Origin of the sequence: Streptomyces sp. NRRL F-5123, from assembly GCF_000721495.1 — a bacterium.
In the GTDB taxonomy this organism is placed as follows: Bacteria; Actinomycetota; Actinomycetes; order Streptomycetales; family Streptomycetaceae; genus Actinacidiphila.
This window is the reverse complement of sequence record NZ_JOHY01000003.1, coordinates 90,341-110,067: the sequence shown is the minus strand read 5'-3', so window position 1 is coordinate 110,067 and position 19,727 is coordinate 90,341. Positions and strand designations below refer to the sequence as shown.

At 73.4% G+C, this 19,727-nt stretch carries 18 protein-coding genes and 1 pseudogene; 16 read left to right on the top strand and 3 right to left on the bottom strand.

The window, feature by feature from the left end; genetic code table 11:
* The first annotated feature begins 65 nt into the window (after positions 1–65).
* The 3 genes from IH54_RS0104230 to IH54_RS0104220 are packed head-to-tail and all read left to right on the top strand — an operon-like array spanning position 66 to position 1,961.
* Positions 66–749, top strand: a complete 684-nt coding sequence (locus IH54_RS0104230; RefSeq protein WP_031512911.1) for a response regulator — start codon at positions 66–68, stop codon at positions 747–749.
* 24 nt (positions 750–773) lie between these two features.
* On the top strand, positions 774–1,172 hold the full coding sequence (locus IH54_RS0104225; RefSeq protein ID WP_078861927.1) for an OB-fold nucleic acid binding domain-containing protein: 399 nt from the start codon (positions 774–776) through the stop codon (positions 1,170–1,172).
* 3 nt (positions 1,173–1,175) lie between these two features.
* A complete protein-coding gene (locus IH54_RS0104220) occupies positions 1,176–1,961 on the top strand; it encodes a DUF3159 domain-containing protein (protein ID WP_420711706.1) in 786 nt (261 codons plus the stop codon).
* Positions 1,962–2,066: 105 nt separating this feature from the next.
* Here the strand turns inward: IH54_RS0104220 and IH54_RS0104215 are convergent, their stop codons facing one another.
* On the bottom strand, positions 2,067–2,741 hold the full coding sequence (locus IH54_RS0104215; RefSeq protein WP_031512908.1) for a potassium channel family protein: 675 nt from the start codon (positions 2,739–2,741) through the stop codon (positions 2,067–2,069).
* Positions 2,738–3,406, bottom strand: a complete 669-nt coding sequence (locus tag IH54_RS0104210; RefSeq protein WP_078861926.1) for a potassium channel family protein — start codon at positions 3,404–3,406, stop codon at positions 2,738–2,740. Before IH54_RS0104210 ends, IH54_RS0104215 begins: the two co-directional genes overlap by 4 nt.
* A 254-nt stretch (positions 3,407–3,660) precedes the next feature.
* Between IH54_RS0104210 and IH54_RS0104205 the strand changes: the two genes are divergently transcribed.
* From IH54_RS0104205 to IH54_RS47875, 4 genes are all read left to right on the top strand, one after another.
* Positions 3,661–5,712, top strand: a complete 2,052-nt coding sequence (locus IH54_RS0104205) for an APC family permease (RefSeq protein WP_031512906.1) — start codon at positions 3,661–3,663, stop codon at positions 5,710–5,712.
* 206 nt (positions 5,713–5,918) lie between these two features.
* Positions 5,919–7,238, top strand: a complete 1,320-nt coding sequence (locus IH54_RS0104200) for a class I SAM-dependent RNA methyltransferase (protein ID WP_031512905.1) — start codon at positions 5,919–5,921, stop codon at positions 7,236–7,238.
* A 50-nt stretch (positions 7,239–7,288) separates the two neighbouring features.
* Positions 7,289–7,483, top strand: coding sequence for a hypothetical protein (locus tag IH54_RS0104195; protein ID WP_031512904.1), 195 nt, complete (start codon positions 7,289–7,291; stop codon positions 7,481–7,483).
* 108 nt (positions 7,484–7,591) lie between these two features.
* Positions 7,592–7,732, top strand: coding sequence for a hypothetical protein (locus IH54_RS47875; protein WP_324607741.1), 141 nt, complete (start codon positions 7,592–7,594; stop codon positions 7,730–7,732).
* 69 nt (positions 7,733–7,801) lie between these two features.
* Here IH54_RS47875 and IH54_RS0104185 read toward each other — a convergent pair whose 3' ends face one another.
* Positions 7,802–8,347, bottom strand: a complete 546-nt coding sequence (locus tag IH54_RS0104185) for a DUF1697 domain-containing protein (protein WP_031512903.1) — start codon at positions 8,345–8,347, stop codon at positions 7,802–7,804.
* 214 nt (positions 8,348–8,561) lie between these two features.
* On the opposite strand from IH54_RS0104185, the pseudogene IH54_RS0104180 reads away from it, so the two are divergent.
* From IH54_RS0104180 to argF, 9 genes and pseudogenes are all read left to right on the top strand, one after another.
* Positions 8,562–9,743 (top strand): annotated as a pseudogene (locus IH54_RS0104180) (AAA family ATPase); the annotation flags it as partial.
* A 338-nt stretch (positions 9,744–10,081) separates the two neighbouring features.
* A complete protein-coding gene (locus tag IH54_RS0104175; protein WP_031512901.1) occupies positions 10,082–10,489 on the top strand; it encodes a nucleotide pyrophosphohydrolase in 408 nt (135 codons plus the stop codon).
* A 148-nt stretch (positions 10,490–10,637) separates the two neighbouring features.
* Positions 10,638–11,099, top strand: coding sequence for a DUF6099 family protein (locus IH54_RS0104170; RefSeq protein WP_031512900.1), 462 nt, complete (start codon positions 10,638–10,640; stop codon positions 11,097–11,099).
* 33 nt (positions 11,100–11,132) lie between these two features.
* Positions 11,133–12,053, top strand: a complete 921-nt coding sequence (locus IH54_RS0104165) for an LLM class F420-dependent oxidoreductase (RefSeq protein ID WP_031512899.1) — start codon at positions 11,133–11,135, stop codon at positions 12,051–12,053.
* A gap of 9 nt (positions 12,054–12,062) precedes the next feature.
* Positions 12,063–13,043: a homocysteine S-methyltransferase gene (gene mmuM / locus IH54_RS0104160; protein WP_078861925.1), complete on the top strand. Its 981-nt coding sequence runs from the start codon at positions 12,063–12,065 to the stop codon at positions 13,041–13,043.
* 75 nt (positions 13,044–13,118) lie between these two features.
* Entirely contained in the window at positions 13,119–14,636 is a 1,518-nt protein-coding gene (locus IH54_RS0104155; RefSeq protein ID WP_052397051.1) for a 3' terminal RNA ribose 2'-O-methyltransferase Hen1, read from the top strand.
* Positions 14,633–17,224: a polynucleotide kinase-phosphatase gene (locus IH54_RS0104150; protein WP_031512896.1), complete on the top strand. Its 2,592-nt coding sequence runs from the start codon at positions 14,633–14,635 to the stop codon at positions 17,222–17,224. Before IH54_RS0104155 ends, IH54_RS0104150 begins: the two co-directional genes overlap by 4 nt.
* Before the next feature lie 107 nt (positions 17,225–17,331).
* Entirely contained in the window at positions 17,332–18,555 is a 1,224-nt protein-coding gene (locus tag IH54_RS0104145; RefSeq protein WP_031512895.1) for an arginine deiminase, read from the top strand.
* Positions 18,556–18,705: 150 nt separating this feature from the next.
* Entirely contained in the window at positions 18,706–19,716 is a 1,011-nt protein-coding gene (gene argF, locus IH54_RS0104140; protein WP_031512894.1) for an ornithine carbamoyltransferase, read from the top strand.
* Positions 19,717–19,727: the final 11 nt, after the last annotated feature.

Below are 19,727 nucleotides of genomic sequence, written 5' to 3'. Positions count from 1 at the left end.
CGGGCCGGGAGCCCGCGGCGGGCGGGGGCGAGCGGCGCGAGCCGGGGAGCGGAAGAGAGCGGCGGATGTACCGGGTGCTGGTGGTCGATGACGAACCGCAGATCGTCAGGGCGCTGGTGATCAACCTGCGGGCGCGGTCCTACGAGGTGGACGCCGCGCACGACGGCGCGGCCGCGCTGCGGCTGGCGGCGGCGCGGCACCCCGACGTCGTGGTCCTGGACCTGGGGCTGCCCGACATGGACGGTGTCGAGGTCATCCGGGGCCTGCGCGGCTGGACCCGGGTGCCGATCATCGTGCTGTCCGCCCGGCACGCCTCCGACGAGAAGGTCGAGGCGCTGGACGCCGGGGCCGACGACTACGTCACCAAGCCCTTCGGCATGGACGAGCTGCTGGCCCGGCTGCGCGCCGCGGTCCGCCGCGCCGCGCCCACCGCGCCGGACGAGGGAGCCTCGGCCGTGGAGACCGACAGCTTCACCGTCGACCTGGCCGCCCGCAAGGTGCACCGCGACGGCGCCGACGTCCGCCTCACCCCCACCGAGTGGCACCTGCTGGAGGTGCTGGTGCGCAACCCCGGCCGGCTGGTGTCGCAGAAGCAGCTCCTCCAGGAGGTCTGGGGCCCGGCGTACGGCACGGAGAGCAACTACCTGCGGGTCTACATGGCGCAGCTGCGCCGCAAGCTGGAGGCGGACCCGGCCCGCCCGCGGCACTTCATCACGGAACCCGGCATGGGTTACCGCTTCGAGGCGTGAGGTCCGGCCGGTACGCTGGAACGCATGAGTGGTGCCATCCGTGACGAGCGACCCGCGGGCCGCTTCCGTCGTATGCTCGGCCGGCTGTCGTCCTCCCAGGAGGAACTGCACTCCGAGGAGCTCCAGGAGGAGTCCCGGGCGGTCGGCTGTACGCGGATCAAGGACTGCTCCGACCGCCAGATAGTGTCCGTCACCGGTACGCTGCGTACGGTCACTCTCCGTCCTCGGGCGGGGGTGCCCGCACTGGAGGCGGAGCTGTTCGACGGATCCGCCGCGCTGGACGTGGTCTGGCTCGGCCGCCGCAGCATCACCGGGATCGAACCCGGCCGCCGCATCATCGCCTCCGGCCGGATCTCCATGAACCATGGCCGTCCGGTGCTGTTCAACCCCAAGTACGAACTGCGTCCGGTCGGACAGGAGTAGCCGGTGGCGTCGATCGACAACACGGACCACGAGGACCACGAGCGCGCCCGCCCCGCGGGCGGCCCACCCGGCGGCGGTGGCGACCCCGACGTGCGGGCCGCGACCGAGGCAGCCCTGCTGGAGGCGTTCGGCGGGGTGCTGGGCATGGTGGAGACCACCGTCCCGGGCCTGGTCTTCGTGGTGATCTACACGATCAACCACAGCATCGCGCCCTCCGCGTTCGCCGCGCTCGCGCTGTCGCTGGTGCTGGCCGTCGTGCGGCTGGTCCGCAAGGACACCCTCAAGCACGCCTTCAGCGGCGTCTTCGGCATCGGCTTCGGCGTGCTCTTCGCGATGATGTCGGGCAACGCGAAGAACTTCTACCTGCCCGGCATGCTGTACACCCTGGGCCTGGGCATCGCGTACGTGGTCTCGGCGCTCGCCCGCTTCCCGCTGCTGGGCCTGATCCTCGGCCCGGTCTTCCGGGAGAACCTGTCCTGGCGCACCCGCAACCCCGGCCGCCTGGTGGCGTACACCAAGGCCAGCTGGGCCTGGGGCCTGATCCTGCTGGCCAAGTCGGCGATCCTCTTCCCGCTCTATTGGTGGGGCGACGCCACGCAGCTGGGCTGGGTCAAGGTCGCGCTCGGCATCCCGCCCTTCCTGCTGTCGGTCTACTTCACCTGGATCTTCCTGGTGAAGGCGCCGCCGCCGATCGACGTCTTCGCCGAGATGGAGGCGGCCGAGGAGGAGCGCAAGGCCGAGAAGGAGCGCGCCGCGTCGGCGGAGAGCGCCGAGCAGCCGGTCAAGTAGCCCGAAGGCCTCGCCAGCAGCCGGAGAGCCTCAGCACACGACGGCGGTGGCCCGGGTCCTTTCGAGGACCCGGGCCACCGCCGTCAGCACGCCCTGCGCGGCCGCTCAGGCGCCGCTGCGGTCCTGGACCGACAGCAGGTCCTCCAGCTGCTCCTCGCGGTGCGGTGCGGCCACGAACAGCAGCTCGTCGCCCGCCTCCAGCGCGTCGTCCTTGGAGGGGGTCAGCACCCGGTTGCCGCGGATGATGGTGACCAGCGAGGTGTCCTGCGGCCACTCCACGTCGCCGACGCGGGTGCCGACGAGTGCGGCCTCCTCGGGCAGCGTCAGCTCCACCAGGTTGGCGTCGCCCTGGCTGAAGCGCAGCAGCCGGACCAGGTCGCCGACGCTCACCGCCTCCTCGACCAGTGCGGACATCAGCCGCGGGGTGGACACGGCGACGTCCACGCCCCAGGACTCGTTGAAGAGCCACTCGTTCTTCGGGTTGTTCACCCGGGCGACGACCCGCGGCACGCCGTACTCCGTCTTGGCGAGCAGCGACACGACCAGGTTGACCTTGTCGTCGCCGGTCGCGGCGATCACCACGTTGCAGCGCTGCAACGCCGCCTCGTCGAGCGAGGTGATCTCGCAGGCGTCGGCCAGCAGCCACTCGGCCTGCGGGACCCGCTCCACCGAGATCGAGGTGGGGTTCTTGTCGACGAGCAGCACCTCGTGCCCGTTCTCCAGCAGCTCGGCCGCGATGGACCGGCCGACCGCGCCGGCGCCGGCAATGGCCACCCTCATGAGTGGGCCTCCTCGGGTCCCTTGGCGAAGGCCGCCTCGACGGCCGCGACCTCGTCGGTGCGCAGCATCACATGCACCAGGTCGCCCTCCTGCAGCACGGTCTGCGCTCCGGGCAGCATCGCCTCGCCGAGCCGGGTGATGAACGCCACCCGGGCGCCGGTCTCCTCCTGCAGCTGGCTGATCTTGTGGCCGATCCAGGCCGGCGACGTGTGCACCTCCGCGAGCTGCACCCCGCCGCTGGGATCGCGCCACAGCGGCTCCGCGCCGGAGGGCAGCAGCCGGCGCAGCATCTGGTCGGCCGTCCACCGCACGGTGGCCACCGTCGGGATCCCGAGCCGCTGGTAGACCTCGGCCCGCCGGGGGTCGTAGATCCGCGCCACGACGTTCTCGATCCCGAACATCTCGCGCGCCACCCGGGCCGCGATGATGTTGGAGTTGTCACCGCTGCTGACCGCCGCGAAGGCTCCCGCCTCCTCGATCCCGGATTCGCGCAGCGTGTCCTGGTCGAACCCCACCCCGGTCACCCGCCGCCCGCCGAACCCGGACCCGAGACGGCGGAAAGCCGTGGGGTCCTGATCGATCACCGCGACCGTGTGACCTTGCTGTTCGAGGGAGTGCGCGAGGGTGGACCCCACCCGCCCGCACCCCATAATCACGACGTGCACGACCGTCCTTCCGGCTGCCAACGTTTTCGCCCGAGACCGGCCCGCGACCGATCTGGTCGTCAGGGCCCTCGTCCAGCGTCTCAGACCGCGGCCAAAGCTACACACGCGCCCGGCACGGCAGAAGGTTGCGTCCCCCGGCGTCCCCCGGCGCAGGGTGCCGGCCGCGCGGGGCGCACGCCGGGCACACAAGATCACCACAGTCCGAGCCCGACCGGGGGGATCCGCACGTATTGACGATCCCTTAACATCGCGGGGTGTCCAAACTGACCGACCTGCCGAAGCGGATCCTCATCGGCCGGGCGCTGCGCAGCGACAAACTCGGCGAGACGCTGCTGCCCAAGCGGCTGGCGCTCCCGGTCTTCGCGTCCGACTCGCTGTCGTCGGTGGCGTACGCGCCGGGCGAGGTGCTGCTCGTCCTGTCGATCGCCGGCGGGGCGGCCTACCACTACAGCCCGTGGATCGTCGTCGCCGTCGCGGTGGTGATGTTCACCGTCGTCGCGTCCTACCGGCAGAACGTGCACGCCTACCCCTCCGGCGGCGGCGACTACGAGGTCGCCACCACCAACCTGGGGGCCAGGGCGGGCCTGACCGTCGCCAGCGCGCTGATGGTGGACTACGTCCTCACCGTCGCGGTGTCGATCGCCTCGGGCATCGAGAACCTCGGCTCGGCCGTGCCGTTCTTCGTCACGCACAAGGTGCTGGGCGCGGTCGTCATGATCATCGTGCTGATGCTGATGAACCTGCGCGGGGTGCGCGAGTCCGGCACGATCTTCGCGATTCCGACCTACGCCTTCGTCTTCGGCGTCTTCTGCATGATCGCCTGGGGCATCCTGCGGATCGCCACCGGGCACGACATGCATGCGCCCACGGCGCATCTCACCATCCATGCCGAATCCTCCGGGATCGGCGGCTTCGCCCTGGTCTTCCTGCTGCTGCGCGCCTTCTCCTCCGGCTGCGCCGCGCTCACCGGCGTCGAGGCCATCAGCAACGGCGTCCCGGCCTTCCGCAAGCCCAAGTCGAAGAACGCCGCGACCACGCTCGCGCTCATCGGCCTGCTGGCGGTCACCATGCTCCTCGGCATCATCGCGCTCGCGGTGAACACCAAGGTCCGGATGGCCGAGAACCCCGCCTCCGACCTGCTCGACCACGGCAGGCCGGTCGGCTCGGGCTTCACCCAGGACCCGGTGATCGCCCAGGTCGCCGAGGCGGTCTTCGGCCACAACTCGGTGGCGTTCATCTTCCTGGCCACCGCCACCGCCCTGGTGCTCTTCCTGGCCGCCAACACCGCCTACAACGGCTTCCCGGTGCTCGGCTCGATCCTCGCCCAGGACCGCTACCTGCCCCGCCAGCTGCACACCCGCGGCGACCGGCTGGCCTTCTCCAACGGCATCGTGCTGCTCGCGGCCTTCGCCTGCATCCTGGTCGTCGTCTACGGCGCCGACTCCACCCGGCTCATCCAGCTCTACATCGTCGGCGTCTTCGTCTCCTTCACCCTCAGCCAGACCGGCATGGTCCGGCACTGGAACCGGCTGCTGCGCACCGAGACCGACCAGGCCAAGCGCCGCCACATGGTCCGCTCCCGGGCCATCAACACCTTCGGCGCCTTCCTCACCGGCCTGGTGCTCGTCATCGTGCTGCTGACGAAGTTCACCCACGGCGCCTGGGTCGCCGTCCTCGGCATGTGCGTCTTCTACGCCACCATGACGGCGATCCGCCGCCACTACACCCGGGTCTCCGACGAGATCGCCGCCGAGGACCAGCCGGGCGACGACTACGTGCGCCCCTCGCGCGTGCACTCCATCGTGCTGGTCTCCAAGGTCCACAAGCCCACACTGCGCGCGCTGTCGTACGCCAAGCTGGTCCGCTCCGACACCCTGGAGGCGCTCAGCGTCAACGTCGACCCCGACGACACCAAGGCCCTCCAGGCCGAATGGCAGCGGCGCGGCATCGACGTGCCCCTCAAGGTCCTCGACTCGCCCTACCGCGAGATCACCCGGCCGATCATCGACTACGTCAAGGGCCTGCGCCGCAACAGCCCGCGCGACGTGGTGGCCGTCTACATCCCCGAGTACGTCGTCGGCCACTGGTACGAGCACCTGCTGCACAACCAGAGCGCGCTGCGGCTCAAGGGCCGGCTGCTCTTCACCTCGGGCGTGATGGTCACCTCGGTGCCCTACCAGCTGGAGTCCTCCGAGGTGGCCCGGCTCCGGGCGCGCCGCCGTGCCGACTGGAACGCCCCCGGCTCGATCCGCCGCGGCCCCGTCGGCTCCCAGCCGCGGCAGCCGGAGCGGCCGCGCGAGCACTGAGGTCGGCGGGGGCGGCGGCGGGCCCGTAGAGTGGACTGCCGCGCCCACGCCGCGACGCCGTGCCCGCGCCCCGCGGCCGTACCGTCCCGGCAGTACGCAGTACGCAGCACGCAGCACGCAGCACGCAGCACGCAGCATCCCTCAGCACCGCGCCGTCCCGGCATCCCTCAGCACCGCACCCACGCACCCGCAGGAGCACCACCGCCATGCAGACCGAGCCCGCCCCGTCACTGGTCGGCCAGGAGTACGAGGTAGAGATCGGGCCGGTGGCGCACGGCGGTCACTGCCTCGCACGCAACGAGGCCGGGCAGGTGCTCTTCGTACGGCACGCCCTGCCCGGCGAGCGGGTCGTCGTCCGCGTCACCGAGGGTGAGGAGGGCGCCCGCTACCTGCGGGCCGACGCCGTACGCGTCCTGACCGCGTCCAAGGACCGGGTCGAGGCCCCCTGCCCCTTCGCCGGGCCCGGCCGCTGCGGGGGCTGCGACTGGCAGCACGCCGCCCCCGGTGCGCAGCGCCGCCTGAAGGCCGCCGTCCTGACCGAGCAGCTCGCCCGCCTCGCCGGCCTCACCCCCGAGCAGGCCGGCTGGGACGGCACGGTGGAGCCCGCGCCCGGCGACAAGGTCGCCAAGGGCGAGGTGCCCGCGTGGCGCACCCGCGTGCAGTACGCGGTGGACGCCGAGGGGCGCGCGGGCCTGCGCCGGCACCGCTCGCACGACGTCGAGGTCGTCGACCACTGCATGATCGCCGCGCCCGAGGTCTCCGAGCTCGGCGTCGAGGCCCGGACCTGGCCGCAGATGGCCGCCGTCGAGGCGATCGCGGCGACCGGCTCCAGCGACCGCCAGGTTGTGCTGACCCCCCGCCCGGGCGGGCGGCTGCCCATCGTCGAGCTCGACCGCCCGGTCTCCGTACTGCGCATCGGCGAGCGCGACCACGCCGTCCACCGCGTGCACGGCCGCGACTTCGTGCGCGAGCGCGCGGCGGGCCGCACCTGGCGGGTCGGCGACGGCGGCTTCTGGCAGGTCCACCCCAAGGCGGCCGACCTGCTCGTCGAGGCCGTCATGCAGGGCCTGATGCCGCGCAAGGGCGACATGGCCCTCGACCTGTACTGCGGCGTCGGCCTGTTCGCCGGCGCGCTGGCCGAGCGCGTCGGCGAGAGCGGCGCCGTGCTCGGCATCGAGTCCGGCAAGCGCGCGGTCCAGGACGCCCGCCACAACCTCCAGGACCTCCCGCGGGTCCGTATCGAGCAGGGCAAGGTCGACCACGTCCTGCCCCGCACCGGCATCACCGAGGCCGACCTCGTCGTCCTCGACCCCCCGCGCACCGGCGCCCGCCGCCCCACCGTCCAGCACCTCGCCGGCCTCACCCCCCGCCGCATCGCCTACGTCGCCTGCGACCCCGCCGCCCTCGCCCGCGACCTGGCCTACTTCGCCGAATCCGGCTACCACCCGGTCCGGCTGCGCGCCTTCGACCTCTTCCCGATGACCCACCACATGGAGTGCGTGGCCATTCTGGAGCCGGCGAAGTAGGGCGGCCGCGGGCGCCTCGGCGCTCGGTACCGGTCCGGCATGATCGGGGTATGGCGACGACACTCCGACTCCCCGCCGACCCCGACGCGAAGCTCACCGAGCGTGCCCGCCGGGAGGGCCGCAGCAAGCAGGAGCCTGCCGTCGAGGCCGTCCGCGAAGCCCAGAACCGGGCCGAGCCGAAGGCCGACGACGTCCTGGCCGAACTCCTCGACAGCGATGCGGAGATCCTGCACTACCTGAAGTGACCGAAGTCCGCGACGCCGGACCGACGAGATCCCGGCCGTCGCCCGCGTGGGCGACGGCGGCGGGCCGGGCGTGCGTGACACGGGGCTTCCGGTGTCGGGGATCAAGCGGTGCCGGACGGACGTGTTCCGGGCGACACCGCCCCGCCGCCCGTCTCCGTGGCCGGCCCGTTCGTCGAGGAAGTGGCACAGGACGCCGTCGACGTCCCGGCCGTCGCCAAGCGCCTGGCGGCCTGGTTCCCCGTTTCCTGACGTTCGGCGGCCGGGGCCCGTGGGCCGAACGTCGGGTCGTCGCGTATCGAGCGGGTCGCGGCGTGCCGCTCAGGCGCCGCTGAGCTCCAGCAGTTTGGTGACCGTGTTCCAGTTGCGGGCCGTGGCCGCGACGCCGAGCCCGCGGTCGGTGAGGCGCGCGGCCAGTTTGGAGTCGCGGATCGAGTTGGGGAGGTGGGCGTAGATCTCCCGCTCGCCCGCGCGCAGTTCGTCCGGCGCGTAGGCCGGGAGGTCGAGCGCGGCGATGCGGTCCTGCGGGACGGGCCCGGCGAGGAAGACGACCAGGAAGCGCGATCCGTCGACACCGGTCATGTCGAAGGGGTTCGCCGCGACGACCCGCGCGAGATCCGCGGCCGTACGCACCATGCAGGTGATGTCCAGGCCCAGTTCGTCGGCGAGCGCCTGCCGCAGCGCGTCCTCCAGGCGGCGCGGGTCGCGCTCGGCGTGCGCGAAGACGGCGTTGCCGCTCTGCAGGTGCGTGCGGACGTCCGTGCCGCCGAGGGCGGTCAGCAGCTCACGCAGCGTCTGCATCGGGACCTTCGCCCTGCCCCCGACGTTGATCCCGCGCAGCAGCGCTACATACCTGGTGGTGGTCACCTTCGACACGGTAGCCGCCGGGTACGACAACGGGGCGCGGGCGGCAGGGCAGGCGAGGGGGTAGTGGGGCGTACCGGGGAGGGCCCGCGGGGGGCGGCGCCGGAGCGTGAAAGGGCGCGTCCAATCACGGAAACACGCGTAACGTCCCTCGTTCGGGTGATGTCGAGGACGGTGGAACGGTTCCGCACGCCGGACGCTGGCTACGTTCGCCGCCATGACCACCAGTGCCCCCCGGCGCGCGGGCCACCTCCGCCCTGCCGTCACCGAACTGCGGCTGTCCGCCTTCAAGTCGCACCGCGGGGCGACCTTCCGGCTGGGCCCCCTCACCCTGCTCACCGGCCGCAGCGGCACGGGCAAGTCCAGCGCCCTCGAAGGACTCGCCGCGCTCGGCAAGCTGGCCTCCGGCGCGGAACTGGCCGAGGTCTTCGACGCCGGCGTGCGCGGCGGCGCGGCCGCGTGCGTGCCGCAGGGCCTGCCGCCGGACGCCGAGGGGCGGCGCGGCTTCCGCCTCGGATGCACCGTCAACGGCCCGATGGGCCCGGTCCGGCTGGACGTCGCGGTGCAGGCCGAGCCGACGCTGCGGATCGTCGGCGAGCGGCTGATCGGTGCGGGCCGGACGCTGCTGACCACCGCGCTGCGCGACCCCTCCCGGCCCACGGTGCAGGCAGCCTGGCACACGGCGGGCGACGTTCCGGTGACGCGCGCCCCGCTGCCCGACAACGTCCTGGCCACCGCGCTGCTGCCGCTGCGCGTCTCGGGCCGTACGGACGGGCAGCGGCAGGTGCTCGCGGCCGCCGAGCAGCTGGTGGTGGCGCTGCGCGGCGTCTTCACCGTCGCGCCGCGGCCCGAGCTGATGCGCGCGCCCGTCGTGCCGGGTGACGGGCGGCTGCGGGCCGCGTGCGACAACCTGTCCGCCGTCCTGGCCAGGACCGAGGGCGAGTGCGTCACCCGGCACGCCGCGCTCGTCAACGCGGTGCGCGAGGTGTGCGCCCCGCCCGTCGAGGGGCTGACCGTCCTGCCCGCCTTCCTGCCGTCGCCGCGCGACGGGCTCGCGCCGCTGGACGCCGTGATCGCCGCCGTCGACCGCGGCTCGCTCGGCGTGGTGCCGGTCGACCGGCTCGGTGACGGCGAACTGCGCTTCGTGGCGCTCGCGCTGGTGCTGCTCACCGGACCGGGCGTGCTGGACGTCGACACGACCACGGAGCTGCTGCCCGCCGGCCAGGTGCTGACCGTGCTGGCGGACGGCTTCGACGTCGGGCTGGACCGCAGGCAGGTGCGCGAACTGCTCCGACTCGCACGGGTGGCCGCCGCCCGCGGGCACATCCGGCTGATCGGCACACTGCAGGACGCGGAATGCGCCGAGGGCTCGGCCGGGGTGACCCTCGCGCGGCTGGGCGTGAAGCGGCGCGTGCCGGCCCAGGACACGGGGGAGGGCTGCTCCGCGGGGGAGGGCGGCGATCCGGGTGCGGGCGGCTCGGCGGCGGGGGCCGCGGGCGGTTCCGGCGCGGGCAGCGATGGTGCGGGCGGCGCTCCGGGGGCGGACGGCGGTGCGGAGCTGGGCGGCTTCGCGCTGGGCGACGACCCCGAGCCGGAGGACGACCTGGTGCCGGGCGGGGCCTTCGGCCCGGGCGAGGCTCCCGCGCCGGGCGCGGGCATCCCGGAGGGTGACGAGCCGGTGGGGGGCGCGGGCGCCCGGGGTGAGGCCGGCGGGAGCGATGGGGTAGACCAGGCGGGGTGACCGGACAACCACTGGACGTCGCGGGCTTGCAGCGCCGCCTCGTCGACTTCGCCGCGGCCCGCGACTGGCAGCCCTTCCACACCCCCAAGAACCTCGCGTCGGCGCTGAGCGTCGAGGCGGCCGAGCTGCTGGAGATCTTCCAGTGGCTGACGCCCGAGCAGGCTGCCGCCGTGATGGCGGACCCGGAATCCGCGCACCGTGTGCGCGACGAGGTCGCCGATGTGCTGGCGTACCTGCTCCAGTTCTGCGCGGTGCTGGACGTCGACGTGCTGGCCGCGCTCGACGCGAAGATCGACCGCAACGAGCAGCGCTTCCCGAGGGCGCCACGGGGCGCGGGGGTGGAGGAGCCTGCGGGTGGGGCGGGCTCGGACCGGTCGGCGGGAGGGGCGCCGGAGCCAGGCTGACCTGCGCCGATTCCTCCCGGGCGCCGTCCGCGCGAGGTTATCCACAGGGGCAGGGAATTATCTTTCGCTGAACGTCCGCGATCTGTCACGCTGAGTGATGTCGGCAGGCGGTGAAAGGGTCACCGCCCCGTGGGCGAGGGGACAGGCGATGGATGCGGCACGGCTGGTGGCGGAGTCGGAGCGGGTGATGCGCGGTGCGCCGCGGCCCGAGGACGTCATCGAGGAGGCCTGGCAGGCGGGCGAGCTGGTCGAGGCGGTGTCGCGGCTGCTGGCAGCGGGGCGTGCGGCAGCCGGGTCCGTGGGGGAGGAGACGCTGCCGGGGCGGGTGGTGCCGCCGGTCGCGGTCGCGGGGGCAGGTCCGCCGCGCGCCGCCCGGCTGACGACGGTGCGCGATCCGGCGGGGGCGCTGCGGGCCCTGCGGGTGCTGCTGGGCGAGATCAACCAGGCGCTGGTGGTGCTGACATGCGCGGTGGAGGACGAAGGGGCGTACTGGAGCTGCGTCGAGGCGCTGGACGCGGTGGACGAGGCGAGGGAGCGGGTACGGGCGCTGGTCCGCGAGGGCGCGGGCGACGGCGGCGCGCGCGGCGGGGAGTCGTCATGCGGCGTTTGACGTGGTGGCGCGTGAGGAGTGCAGGATGGGGGAATGGACCTGCGAATCTTCACCGAGCCCCAGCAGGGGGCCGACTACGACACGCTCCTCCGTGTCGCCAAGGCGACGGAAGACCTCGGCTTCGACGCCTTCTTCCGCTCGGACCACTACCTGACGATGGGCGGCGACGGGCTGCCCGGGCCGACGGACGCGTGGATCACGCTCGCGGGCCTGGCCCGGGAGACGCGCCGGATCAGGCTCGGCACGCTGATGACCGCGGGCACCTTCCGGCTGCCGGGAGTGCTGGCGATCCAGGTGGCGCAGGTCGACGCGATGTCGGGCGGCCGGATCGAGTTCGGGCTCGGCGCCGGCTGGTTCGAGGCCGAGCACACGGCCTACGGCATCCCGTTCCCGAAGGAGAAGTTCGGCCGCCTGGAGGAGCAACTGGCCGTGGTCACCGGGCTGTGGGCGACCCCGGTGGGCAAGACCTTCGACTTCGAGGGGAAGTTCTACCGGCTCGCGGATTCCCCGGCGCTGCCGAAGCCCGCGCAGGAGAAGGTGCCGGTGCTGATCGGCGGTATGGGCGCCAAGCGCACCCCGGAGCTGGCGGCGCGCTACGCCGACGAGTTCAACGTGCCCTTCGCCTCGATCGCGGACACCGGTACGCAGTTCACCCGGGTACGGGAGGCGGTGCGGGCAGCGGGCCGCCCCGCGGAGAGCATGACGTACTCCAACGCGCTGGTGGTGTGCGTGGGCAAGGACGACGCGGAGGTGGCGCGCCGGGCGGCGGCGATCGGCCGCGAGGTCGCCGATCTGAAGGAGAACGGACTGGCCGGCTCCCCGGCCGAGGTCGTCGAGAAGATCGGGCGCTACGCGGAGCAGGGCGCCACGCGCTTCTACCTGCAGACCCTGGATCTGCACGACCTGGACCACCTGGAGCTGATCGCCTCCGAGATCAAGCCGCAGCTGGGCTGAGAGCACGCGATGACCCCGCCGCCCGTCCCGCCGTCCGCGGAGCCGCCGGACCCTCCCCGGGACCTTCCCCAGGCGCGTCCGCCGGCTCCCGGCGGGGAGCGGTGGCGGCCGGCGGCGGGCGCCACGCTGGTGCTCGACGGCGGGCTGTCCAACCAGCTGGCCGACCAGGGCTGCGACCTGTCGGACCAGTTGTGGACGGCCCGGCTGCTGGCCGACGACCCCGGGCAGATCCGCGCCGCCCACACCGCCTACGCACGGGCGGGCGCGGATGTGCTCATCACCTCGGGCTACCAGGCCGGTTACGAGGGCTTCGCCCGCCGTGGCATCGGCCGGGCGGAGGCGTCGGCGCTGCTGCGGAGCAGCGTCACGCTGGCCCGGCAAGCGGCAGCGGAGCGCCCGGGAATCGCGGTGGCCGCCTCGGTCGGGCCCTACGGTGCGGTGCTGGCCGACGGCAGCGAATACCGCGGGCGGTACGGCAGGACGGTGCGGGAGCTGACCGGCTTCCACCGGCCGCGGATCGAGGCGGTGGCGGAGGCGGCGCCCGACGTGCTGGCGCTGGAGACGGTGCCGGACATCGACGAGGCCGAGGCGATGCTGCGCGCGGCGGCGCCGACGGGGCTGCCGGTGTGGCTCTCCTACACCGTCGAGGGCGGCAGGACGCGGGCCGGCCAGCCGCTCGCCGAGGCCTTCGCACTGGCGGCGGGGCGGGACGAGGTGGTGGCGGTGGGCGTCAACTGCTGTGCGCCGCAGGACGTCCTGGCCGCCGTCGAGCTGGCGGTCGCGGTCACCGGCAAGCCTGCCGTGGCCTATCCGAACAGCGGCGAGCAGTGGGACGCCGCCGCGCGGCGCTGGGCGGGCCCGCACACCTTCACCGCCGAGTCGGCCCTCGCCTGGCAGGCGGCCGGCGCCCGGCTGATCGGCGGCTGCTGCCGTGTCGGGCCGGCGGCGATCGAGGACCTGCGCGGCCGGTTGGACCGCGGGCCGGGGTGAGCCCGGCCGGACCGCGTCGGGCCCGGCGGCGAAAACGCCTCGTCAAGGGGTCGGCGACGGGCGGATACTCGGCGGGTGTTCCTGACGATTTCGACGAGCGGTACGCCCGCGGGCCCGGCGACGGACCTCGGCTTCCTGCTGCACAAGCACCCGGGCAAGGCGCAGACGTTCGCCACCTCCTACGGCGACGCGCACGTCTTCTACCCCGAGGTGGACGCCGAGCGCTGCACCGCGGCGCTGCTGCTGGAGGTCGATCCGCCGGCGCTCGCCCGGCGCGGGCGGGGTCGGGACGGCAAGGGCGGCAAGGGTACTGCGCCCGACGCGGCGCTGGCGCAGTACGTGAACGACCGGCCGTACGCGGCGTCGTCGCTGCTGGCGGTGGCGCTGCGGACGGTGTTCGCGAGCGCGCTGCGCGGCGACTGCCGCGAGCTGCCCGAGCGGGCGGCGGCGCCGCTGCCGCTGCGGATCGAGGTGCCCGCGCTGCCCGCGCGCGGCGGGGCCGCGCTGGTGGCCCGGCTGTTCGAGCCGCTCGGCTGGCAGGTGACCACCGAACAGGTGCCGCTGGACGCCGCCTTCCCCGAGTGGGGTGCGTCGCGCTACGTGCGGCTGGTGCTGGAGGGCGAGCTGCGGCTCGCCGACGCCCTGCGGCATCTGTACGTCCTGCTCCCGGTGCTGGACGACGCCAAGCACTACTGGGTGTCGGCCGACGAGGTCGACAAGCTGCTGCGGTTCGGCGAGGGCTGGCTGGCCGCGCACCCCGAGCAGCGGCTGATCACCCACCGGTACCTGGCCCGCCGCCGCTCGCTGACCAGGGAGGCCGACGAGCGGCTGGAGCTGGTGCGGCTCGCTGACGCCGACGACGTGGAGGTCGAGGAGATCGACAACGCCGTCGCGCCCGAGGAGCCGGAGGACGCCGAGGAGGGGAAGGAGCGCCCCGAGCCACTCGCGGTGCAGCGCCGGGAGGCGATCCTCACCGCGCTGCGCACGGCCGGCGCCGCACGGGTGCTCGACCTGGGCTGCGGCCAGGGCCAGCTGGTGGCCGCGCTGCTGAAGGACCCGCGCTTCACCGAGATCGTCGGCATGGACGTATCGGTGCGGGCCCTGGAGATCGCGGCCCGGCGGTTGCGGCTGGACCGCATGGGCGAGCGGCAGTCGTCCCGGGTCACCCTGCTCCAGGGGTCGCTCGCGTACACCGACAAGCGGCTCAAGGGCTATGACGCGGCGGTGCTCAGCGAGGTGGTCGAGCATCTGGACCCCCCGAGGTTGCCCGCGCTCGAATACGCCGTCTTCGGCGCCGCCCGTCCCGGGACGGTGGTCGTGACGACGCCGAACGTCGAGTACAACGTGCGCTGGGAGACGCTGCCGGCGGGCCACCGCAGGCACCACGACCACCGCTTCGAGTGGACCAGGGGGGAATTCCGCGACTGGGCGCGGGCGGTGGCCGGACGGCACGGCTACGCCGTGGAATTCCACGCCGTCGGCCCGGACGACCCCGAGGTCGGCCCGCCGACCCAGCTCGCCCTGTTCACCACGCACGGACCGCACGATCCGCACGGACCGCACGACGACAAGAAGAAGGAGGAGGCGGCATGACCGGCACCGACGGCAGCAGCGGCAGCACCGCCCCCGCCGCATCCGCCGCGGGGCGCAGCATCGCGGTCACCGACCTGTCCCTGGTGGTGCTGATCGGCGCCACCGGCTCCGGCAAGTCCACCTTCGCCGCGCGGCACTTCAAGCCCACCGAGGTGATCTCCTCCGACTACTGCCGTGGCCTGGTCAGCGACGACGAGAACGACCAGAGCGCGACGGCCGACGCCTTCGACGTCCTGCACTACATCGCCGGCAAGCGGCTCGCCGCGGGCCGCCGGACGGTCGTGGACGCCACCAGCGTCCAGCCGGAGGCCCGCCGGCAGCTGGTGAAGCTGGCGCGGGAGCACGACGTGCTGCCCATCGCGATCGTCCTCGACGTCCCCGAGCGGGTGTGCGCCGACCGCAACGCCGCGCGCCCCGAGCGTGCCGCCCTGCCGCGGCACGTCATCCAGCGCCACCAGCGCGAGCTGCGCCGCTCGCTGCGCGGCCTGGAGCGGGAGGGCTTCCGCAAGGTCCACATCCTGCGCGGCACCGAGGAGATCGACGCCGCCCGGGTGGTGACCGAGCCCCGCTACAACGACCTGCGTCATCTCACCGGGCCCTTCGACATCGTCGGCGACATCCACGGCTGCAGCGTCGAGCTGGAGGCGCTGCTGGCCAGGCTCGGCTACGACGACGGCCGGCACCCCGAGGGCCGCACCGCGGTCTTCGTGGGCGACCTCGTCGACCGCGGCCCGGACAGCCCCGGCGTGCTGCGCCGCGTCATGAGCATGGTCGAGGCCGGCACCGCCCTGTGCGTGCCCGGCAACCACGAGAACAAGCTCGGCCGCCATCTCAAGGGCCGCCAGGTCCAGCTCACCCACGGCCTGGCCGAGACGGTGGAGCAGTTCGCCGCCGAGGACGAGCGCGACCCCGACTTCCGGCGCCGCGTCGCCGCCTTCATCGAGGGCCTGGTCAGCCACTACGTGCTGGACGGCGGCCGGCTGGTGGTCTGCCACGCCGGGCTGCCGGAGAAATACCACGGCCGCACCTCCGGCCGGGTGCGCTCGCACGCCCTCTACGGCGACACCACCGGCGAGACGGACGAGTTCGGCCTGCCCGTCCGCTACCCCTGGGCGGAGGACTACCGGGGCAGGGCGGCGGTCGTCTACGGCCACACGCCGGTGCCCGCCGCCTCCTGGATCAACAACACCATCTGCCTCGACACCGGCGCGGTCTTCGGCGGCCGGCTGACCGCGCTGCGCTGGCCGGAGCGCGAGCTGGTGGACGTCCCCGCCGAGCGCGTCTGGTACGAGCCGGTGCGGCCGCTGCTCAACGAGGCTCCCGGCGGGCGCGAGGGCCGTCCCCTCGACCTCGGTGACGTCGCGGGCCGCCGCATCGTGGAGACCTCCCGCATGGGGCGGCTCGCGGTGCGCGAGGAGAACGCCGCGGCGGCGCTGGAGGTGATGAGCCGCTTCGCGGTCGACCCGCGGCTGCTGTGCCACCTGCCGCCGACCATGGCGCCCTGCGCCACCTCCGCTGAGGAGGGCTTCCTCGAACACCCCGCGGAGGCCTTCGCCTACTACCGCGACGCCGGGGTGCGCGAGGTCGTGTGCGAGGAGAAGCACATGGGCTCGCGCGCGGTGGCCCTGGTGTGCCGCGACGAGAAGGCCGCCACCGAGCGCTTCGGCACCGCTGCGGGTGTGACGGGGACGCTGCACACCCGCACCGGGCGCCCCTTCTTCGACGACGCCGCGGTCACCGAGCAGGTGCTCGCCCGGCTGCGGTCCGCCGCGGAGACGGCCGGCCTGTGGGAGGAGCTGGACACCGACTGGCTGCTGCTGGACGGCGAGCTGCTGCCCTGGTCCCTCAAGGCCTCCGGCCTGCTGCGTACCCAGTACGCCGCGGTCGGGGCCGCCGCGGGCGCCGCCTTCCCGCCGGCGCTCGCCGCCCTGGAGTCGGCGGCCGGCCGCGGCGCCGACGTGGGCGGACTGCTGGCCCGGCAGCGCGAGAGAGCCGCGGACGCGCAGGCGTTCACCGACGCCTACCGCCGCTACTGCTGGACCACCGACGGCCTGGCGGGCGTCGAGTTCGCACCCTTCCAGATCCTGGCAGCCCGCGGCCGCAGCCTCGCGGCCGAGCTGCCGCAGGACCGGCAGCTCGCGCTGCTCGACCGGCTGGCCGCCGGCGACGGCTCCGGGCTGCTGCGCACCACCCGGCGGCTGCGGGTCGACACCGCCGACGAGGCGTCCGTCGCCGCGGGCACCACCTGGTGGCTCGACCTCACGGCGGCGGGCGGCGAGGGCATGGTCGTCAAGCCGCTCGCGACCGGGCTGCGCGAGCCCGGCGGCGCGCTCGTCCAGCCGGGCCTGAAGTGCCGCGGCCGGGAGTACCTGCGGATCATCTACGGACCCGAGTACACCCGCCCCGACCACCTCGTCCGCCTCCGGCAGCGCGCCCTGGGCCACAAGCGGTCGCTCGCCCTGCGCGAGTACGCCCTCGGCCTCGAAGCCCTGGACCGCCTGGCGGGCGGCGAGCCCCTGTGGCGCGTCCACGAGCCGGTCTTCGCCGTCCTGGCCCTGGAGTCCGAACCCGTCGACCCGCGTCTGTGACCCGGCGGGCCCGCACCCCACCGAGGTACGGGCCCGCCCGGGCGCAGGCCTGGCAGGCGCGAGCCGGCAGGTGATAAAGCCCACCCCGGGTGGGAAGGTCTGATCCCATGGGATTCCACGTCGACTCCGAAGCCGGGCGGCTGCGCCGCGTCATCCTGCACCGCCCGGACCTGGAGCTGAAGCGCCTGACGCCCAGCAACAAGGACGCGCTGCTCTTCGACGACGTGCTGTGGGTGCGCCGCGCGCGGGCCGAGCACGACGGCTTCGCCGACGTGCTGCGCGACCGCGGTGTCGAGGTGCACCTGTTCGGCGACCTGCTGACCGAGGCCCTGGAGCGCCCCGCGGCCAAGGCGCTCGTCCTGGACCGGGTCTTCGACGAGAAGGAGTACGGCCCGCTCGCCACCGAGCACCTGCGGGCCGCCTTCGACGAGCTGACCACCCCGGAGCTGACCGAGGCGCTGGTCGGCGGGATGACCAAGCGCGAATTCCTGGCCCGCCACGAGGAGCCGGTCTCGGTCCGCTTCCACGCCCTGGAGCTGGACGACTTCCTGCTCGCCCCGCTGCCCAACCACATCTTCACCCGCGACACCTCGGCCTGGGTCTACGACGGGGTCAGCATCAACGCGATGCGCTGGCCCGCCCGGCAGCGCGAGACCGTGCACTTCGAGGCGATCTACCGGTACCACCCGCTCTTCGAAGGCGGCCGCTTCCACGTCTGGTCCGAGGGGCAGAGCGCCTACCCCTCGACGATCGAGGGCGGCGACGTCCTGGTGCTGGGTTCCGGCGCGGTGCTCATCGGGATGAGCGAGCGCACCACCCCGCAAGCGGTGGAGATGCTGGCCCGCAGGATGTTCGCGGCCGGCTCGGCCCGCTCCATCGTGGCGCTGGACATGCCCAAGCGGCGCGCGTTCATGCACCTCGACACGGTGATGACCATGGTCGACGGCGACACCTTCACGCAGTACGCGGGCCTGGGGATGCTGCCGTCCTACACCATCGAGCCCGGTGGCGAGGAGAGCGAGCTGAAGGTCACCGACCACCCGCCGGAGCACATGCACCGGGCGATCGCGGCCGCGCTCGGCCTGGACTCGGTCAAGGTGCTGACCGCGACGCAGGACGTGCACGCCGCCGAGCGCGAGCAGTGGGACGACGGCTGCAACGTGCTGGCGGTGGAGCCCGGCGTGGTGGTGGCCTACGAGCGCAACGCGACGACCAACACCTTCCTGCGCAAGCGCGGTATCGAGGTCATCGAGATCCCGGGCAGCGAGCTGGGCCGCGGTCGCGGCGGCCCGCGCTGCATGAGCTGCCCGATCGAGCGGGACCCGGTGTGAGACGGGACCCCGTGTGAGCCGTGCTCCCGCCGGGCATCGCAGTGGTAGGAAAACGGCAGACGGGGTCCCGAAAGAGGCACTGTATAAGCATGTCAGGTCTCGTATAGACTTCCATGGTTGCCGTGTACCACCAACCGAGGAGTCCCCGTCATGGCCGTCGACCTCAAGGGCCGCCCCTTCGTCAAGGAGCTGGACTGCACGCCCGAGGAGTTCCTGGGCCTGGTGGAGCTGGCCGCCGAGCTCAAGGCGGCCAAGAAGGCCGGCGCCGAGGAGCCGCGGCTGCGCGGCCGCAGCATCGCGCTGATCTTCGAGAAGACCTCGACCCGTACGCGCTGCTCCTTCGAGGTCGCCGCCGCCGACCAGGGCGCCGCCACCACGTATCTGGACCCGGCGGGCTCGCAGATAGGGCACAAGGAGTCGGTCAAGGACACCGCCCGGGTGCTCGGCCGGATGTTCGACGCCATCCAGTACCGCGGCGCCAGCCAGGCCGCGGTCGAGGAACTGGCCGCGCACGCCGGGGTCCCCGTCTACAACGGCCTCACCGACGACTGGCATCCGACCCAGATGCTGGCCGACGTGCTCACCATGGCCGAGCACACCGGCGGCGTCGCGGGCCTTCGCGACCGCGGCGTCTCCTTCGCCTACCTCGGCGACGCGCGGTTCAACATGGGCAACTCCTACCTGGTCACCGGCGCCCTGCTCGGCCTCGACGTGCGGATCGTCGCCCCGCGCGCGTACTGGCCGGCCGACGACGTCATCGCCGAGGCCCACAAGCTCGCGGAGACCTCCGGCGCCGCGATCACCCTCACCGAGGACATCCCGGAGGGCGTGCGGGGCTGCGACTTCGTCGTGACCGACGTCTGGGTCTCGATGGGCGAGCCCAAGGAGGTCTGGGCGGAGCGGATCACCGCGCTCGCGCCCTACGCGGTCACGATGGACGTGCTGCGCGCCACCGGCAAGCCGGACGTGAAGTTCCTGCACTGCCTGCCCGCCTTCCACGACCTCGGCACCGAGGTCGGCCGGCTGATCCACGACCAGTACGGGCTGAGCGAGCTGGAAGTCACCGACGAGGTTTTCGAGTCGGCGCACTCGGTCGTCTTCGACCAGGCGGAGAACCGTATGCACACCATCAAGGCGATCATGGTCGCCACCCTGGCCTGAGGCGCGGCCCG

Excerpts from the sequence above, each read along its gene's own strand:
- IH54_RS0104225 (WP_078861927.1), top strand. The coding sequence starts at position 774 with ATGAGTGGTGCCATCCGTGACGAGCGACCCGCGGGCCGCTTCCGTCGT.
- mmuM (WP_078861925.1), top strand. The coding sequence starts at position 12,063 with ATGACCCCGCCGCCCGTCCCGCCGTCCGCGGAGCCGCCGGACCCTCCC.
- IH54_RS0104150 (WP_031512896.1), top strand. The coding sequence starts at position 14,633 with ATGACCGGCACCGACGGCAGCAGCGGCAGCACCGCCCCCGCCGCATCC.
- IH54_RS0104170 (WP_031512900.1), top strand. The coding sequence starts at position 10,638 with ATGGATGCGGCACGGCTGGTGGCGGAGTCGGAGCGGGTGATGCGCGGT.
- IH54_RS0104195 (WP_031512904.1), top strand. The coding sequence starts at position 7,289 with ATGGCGACGACACTCCGACTCCCCGCCGACCCCGACGCGAAGCTCACC.
- argF (WP_031512894.1), top strand. The coding sequence starts at position 18,706 with ATGGCCGTCGACCTCAAGGGCCGCCCCTTCGTCAAGGAGCTGGACTGC.
- IH54_RS0104165 (WP_031512899.1), top strand. The coding sequence starts at position 11,133 with ATGGACCTGCGAATCTTCACCGAGCCCCAGCAGGGGGCCGACTACGAC.
- IH54_RS0104145 (WP_031512895.1), top strand. The coding sequence starts at position 17,332 with ATGGGATTCCACGTCGACTCCGAAGCCGGGCGGCTGCGCCGCGTCATC.
- IH54_RS0104215 (WP_031512908.1), bottom strand. The coding sequence starts at position 2,741 with ATGAGGGTGGCCATTGCCGGCGCCGGCGCGGTCGGCCGGTCCATCGCG.
- IH54_RS0104230 (WP_031512911.1), top strand. The coding sequence starts at position 66 with ATGTACCGGGTGCTGGTGGTCGATGACGAACCGCAGATCGTCAGGGCG.
- IH54_RS0104200 (WP_031512905.1), top strand. The coding sequence starts at position 5,919 with ATGCAGACCGAGCCCGCCCCGTCACTGGTCGGCCAGGAGTACGAGGTA.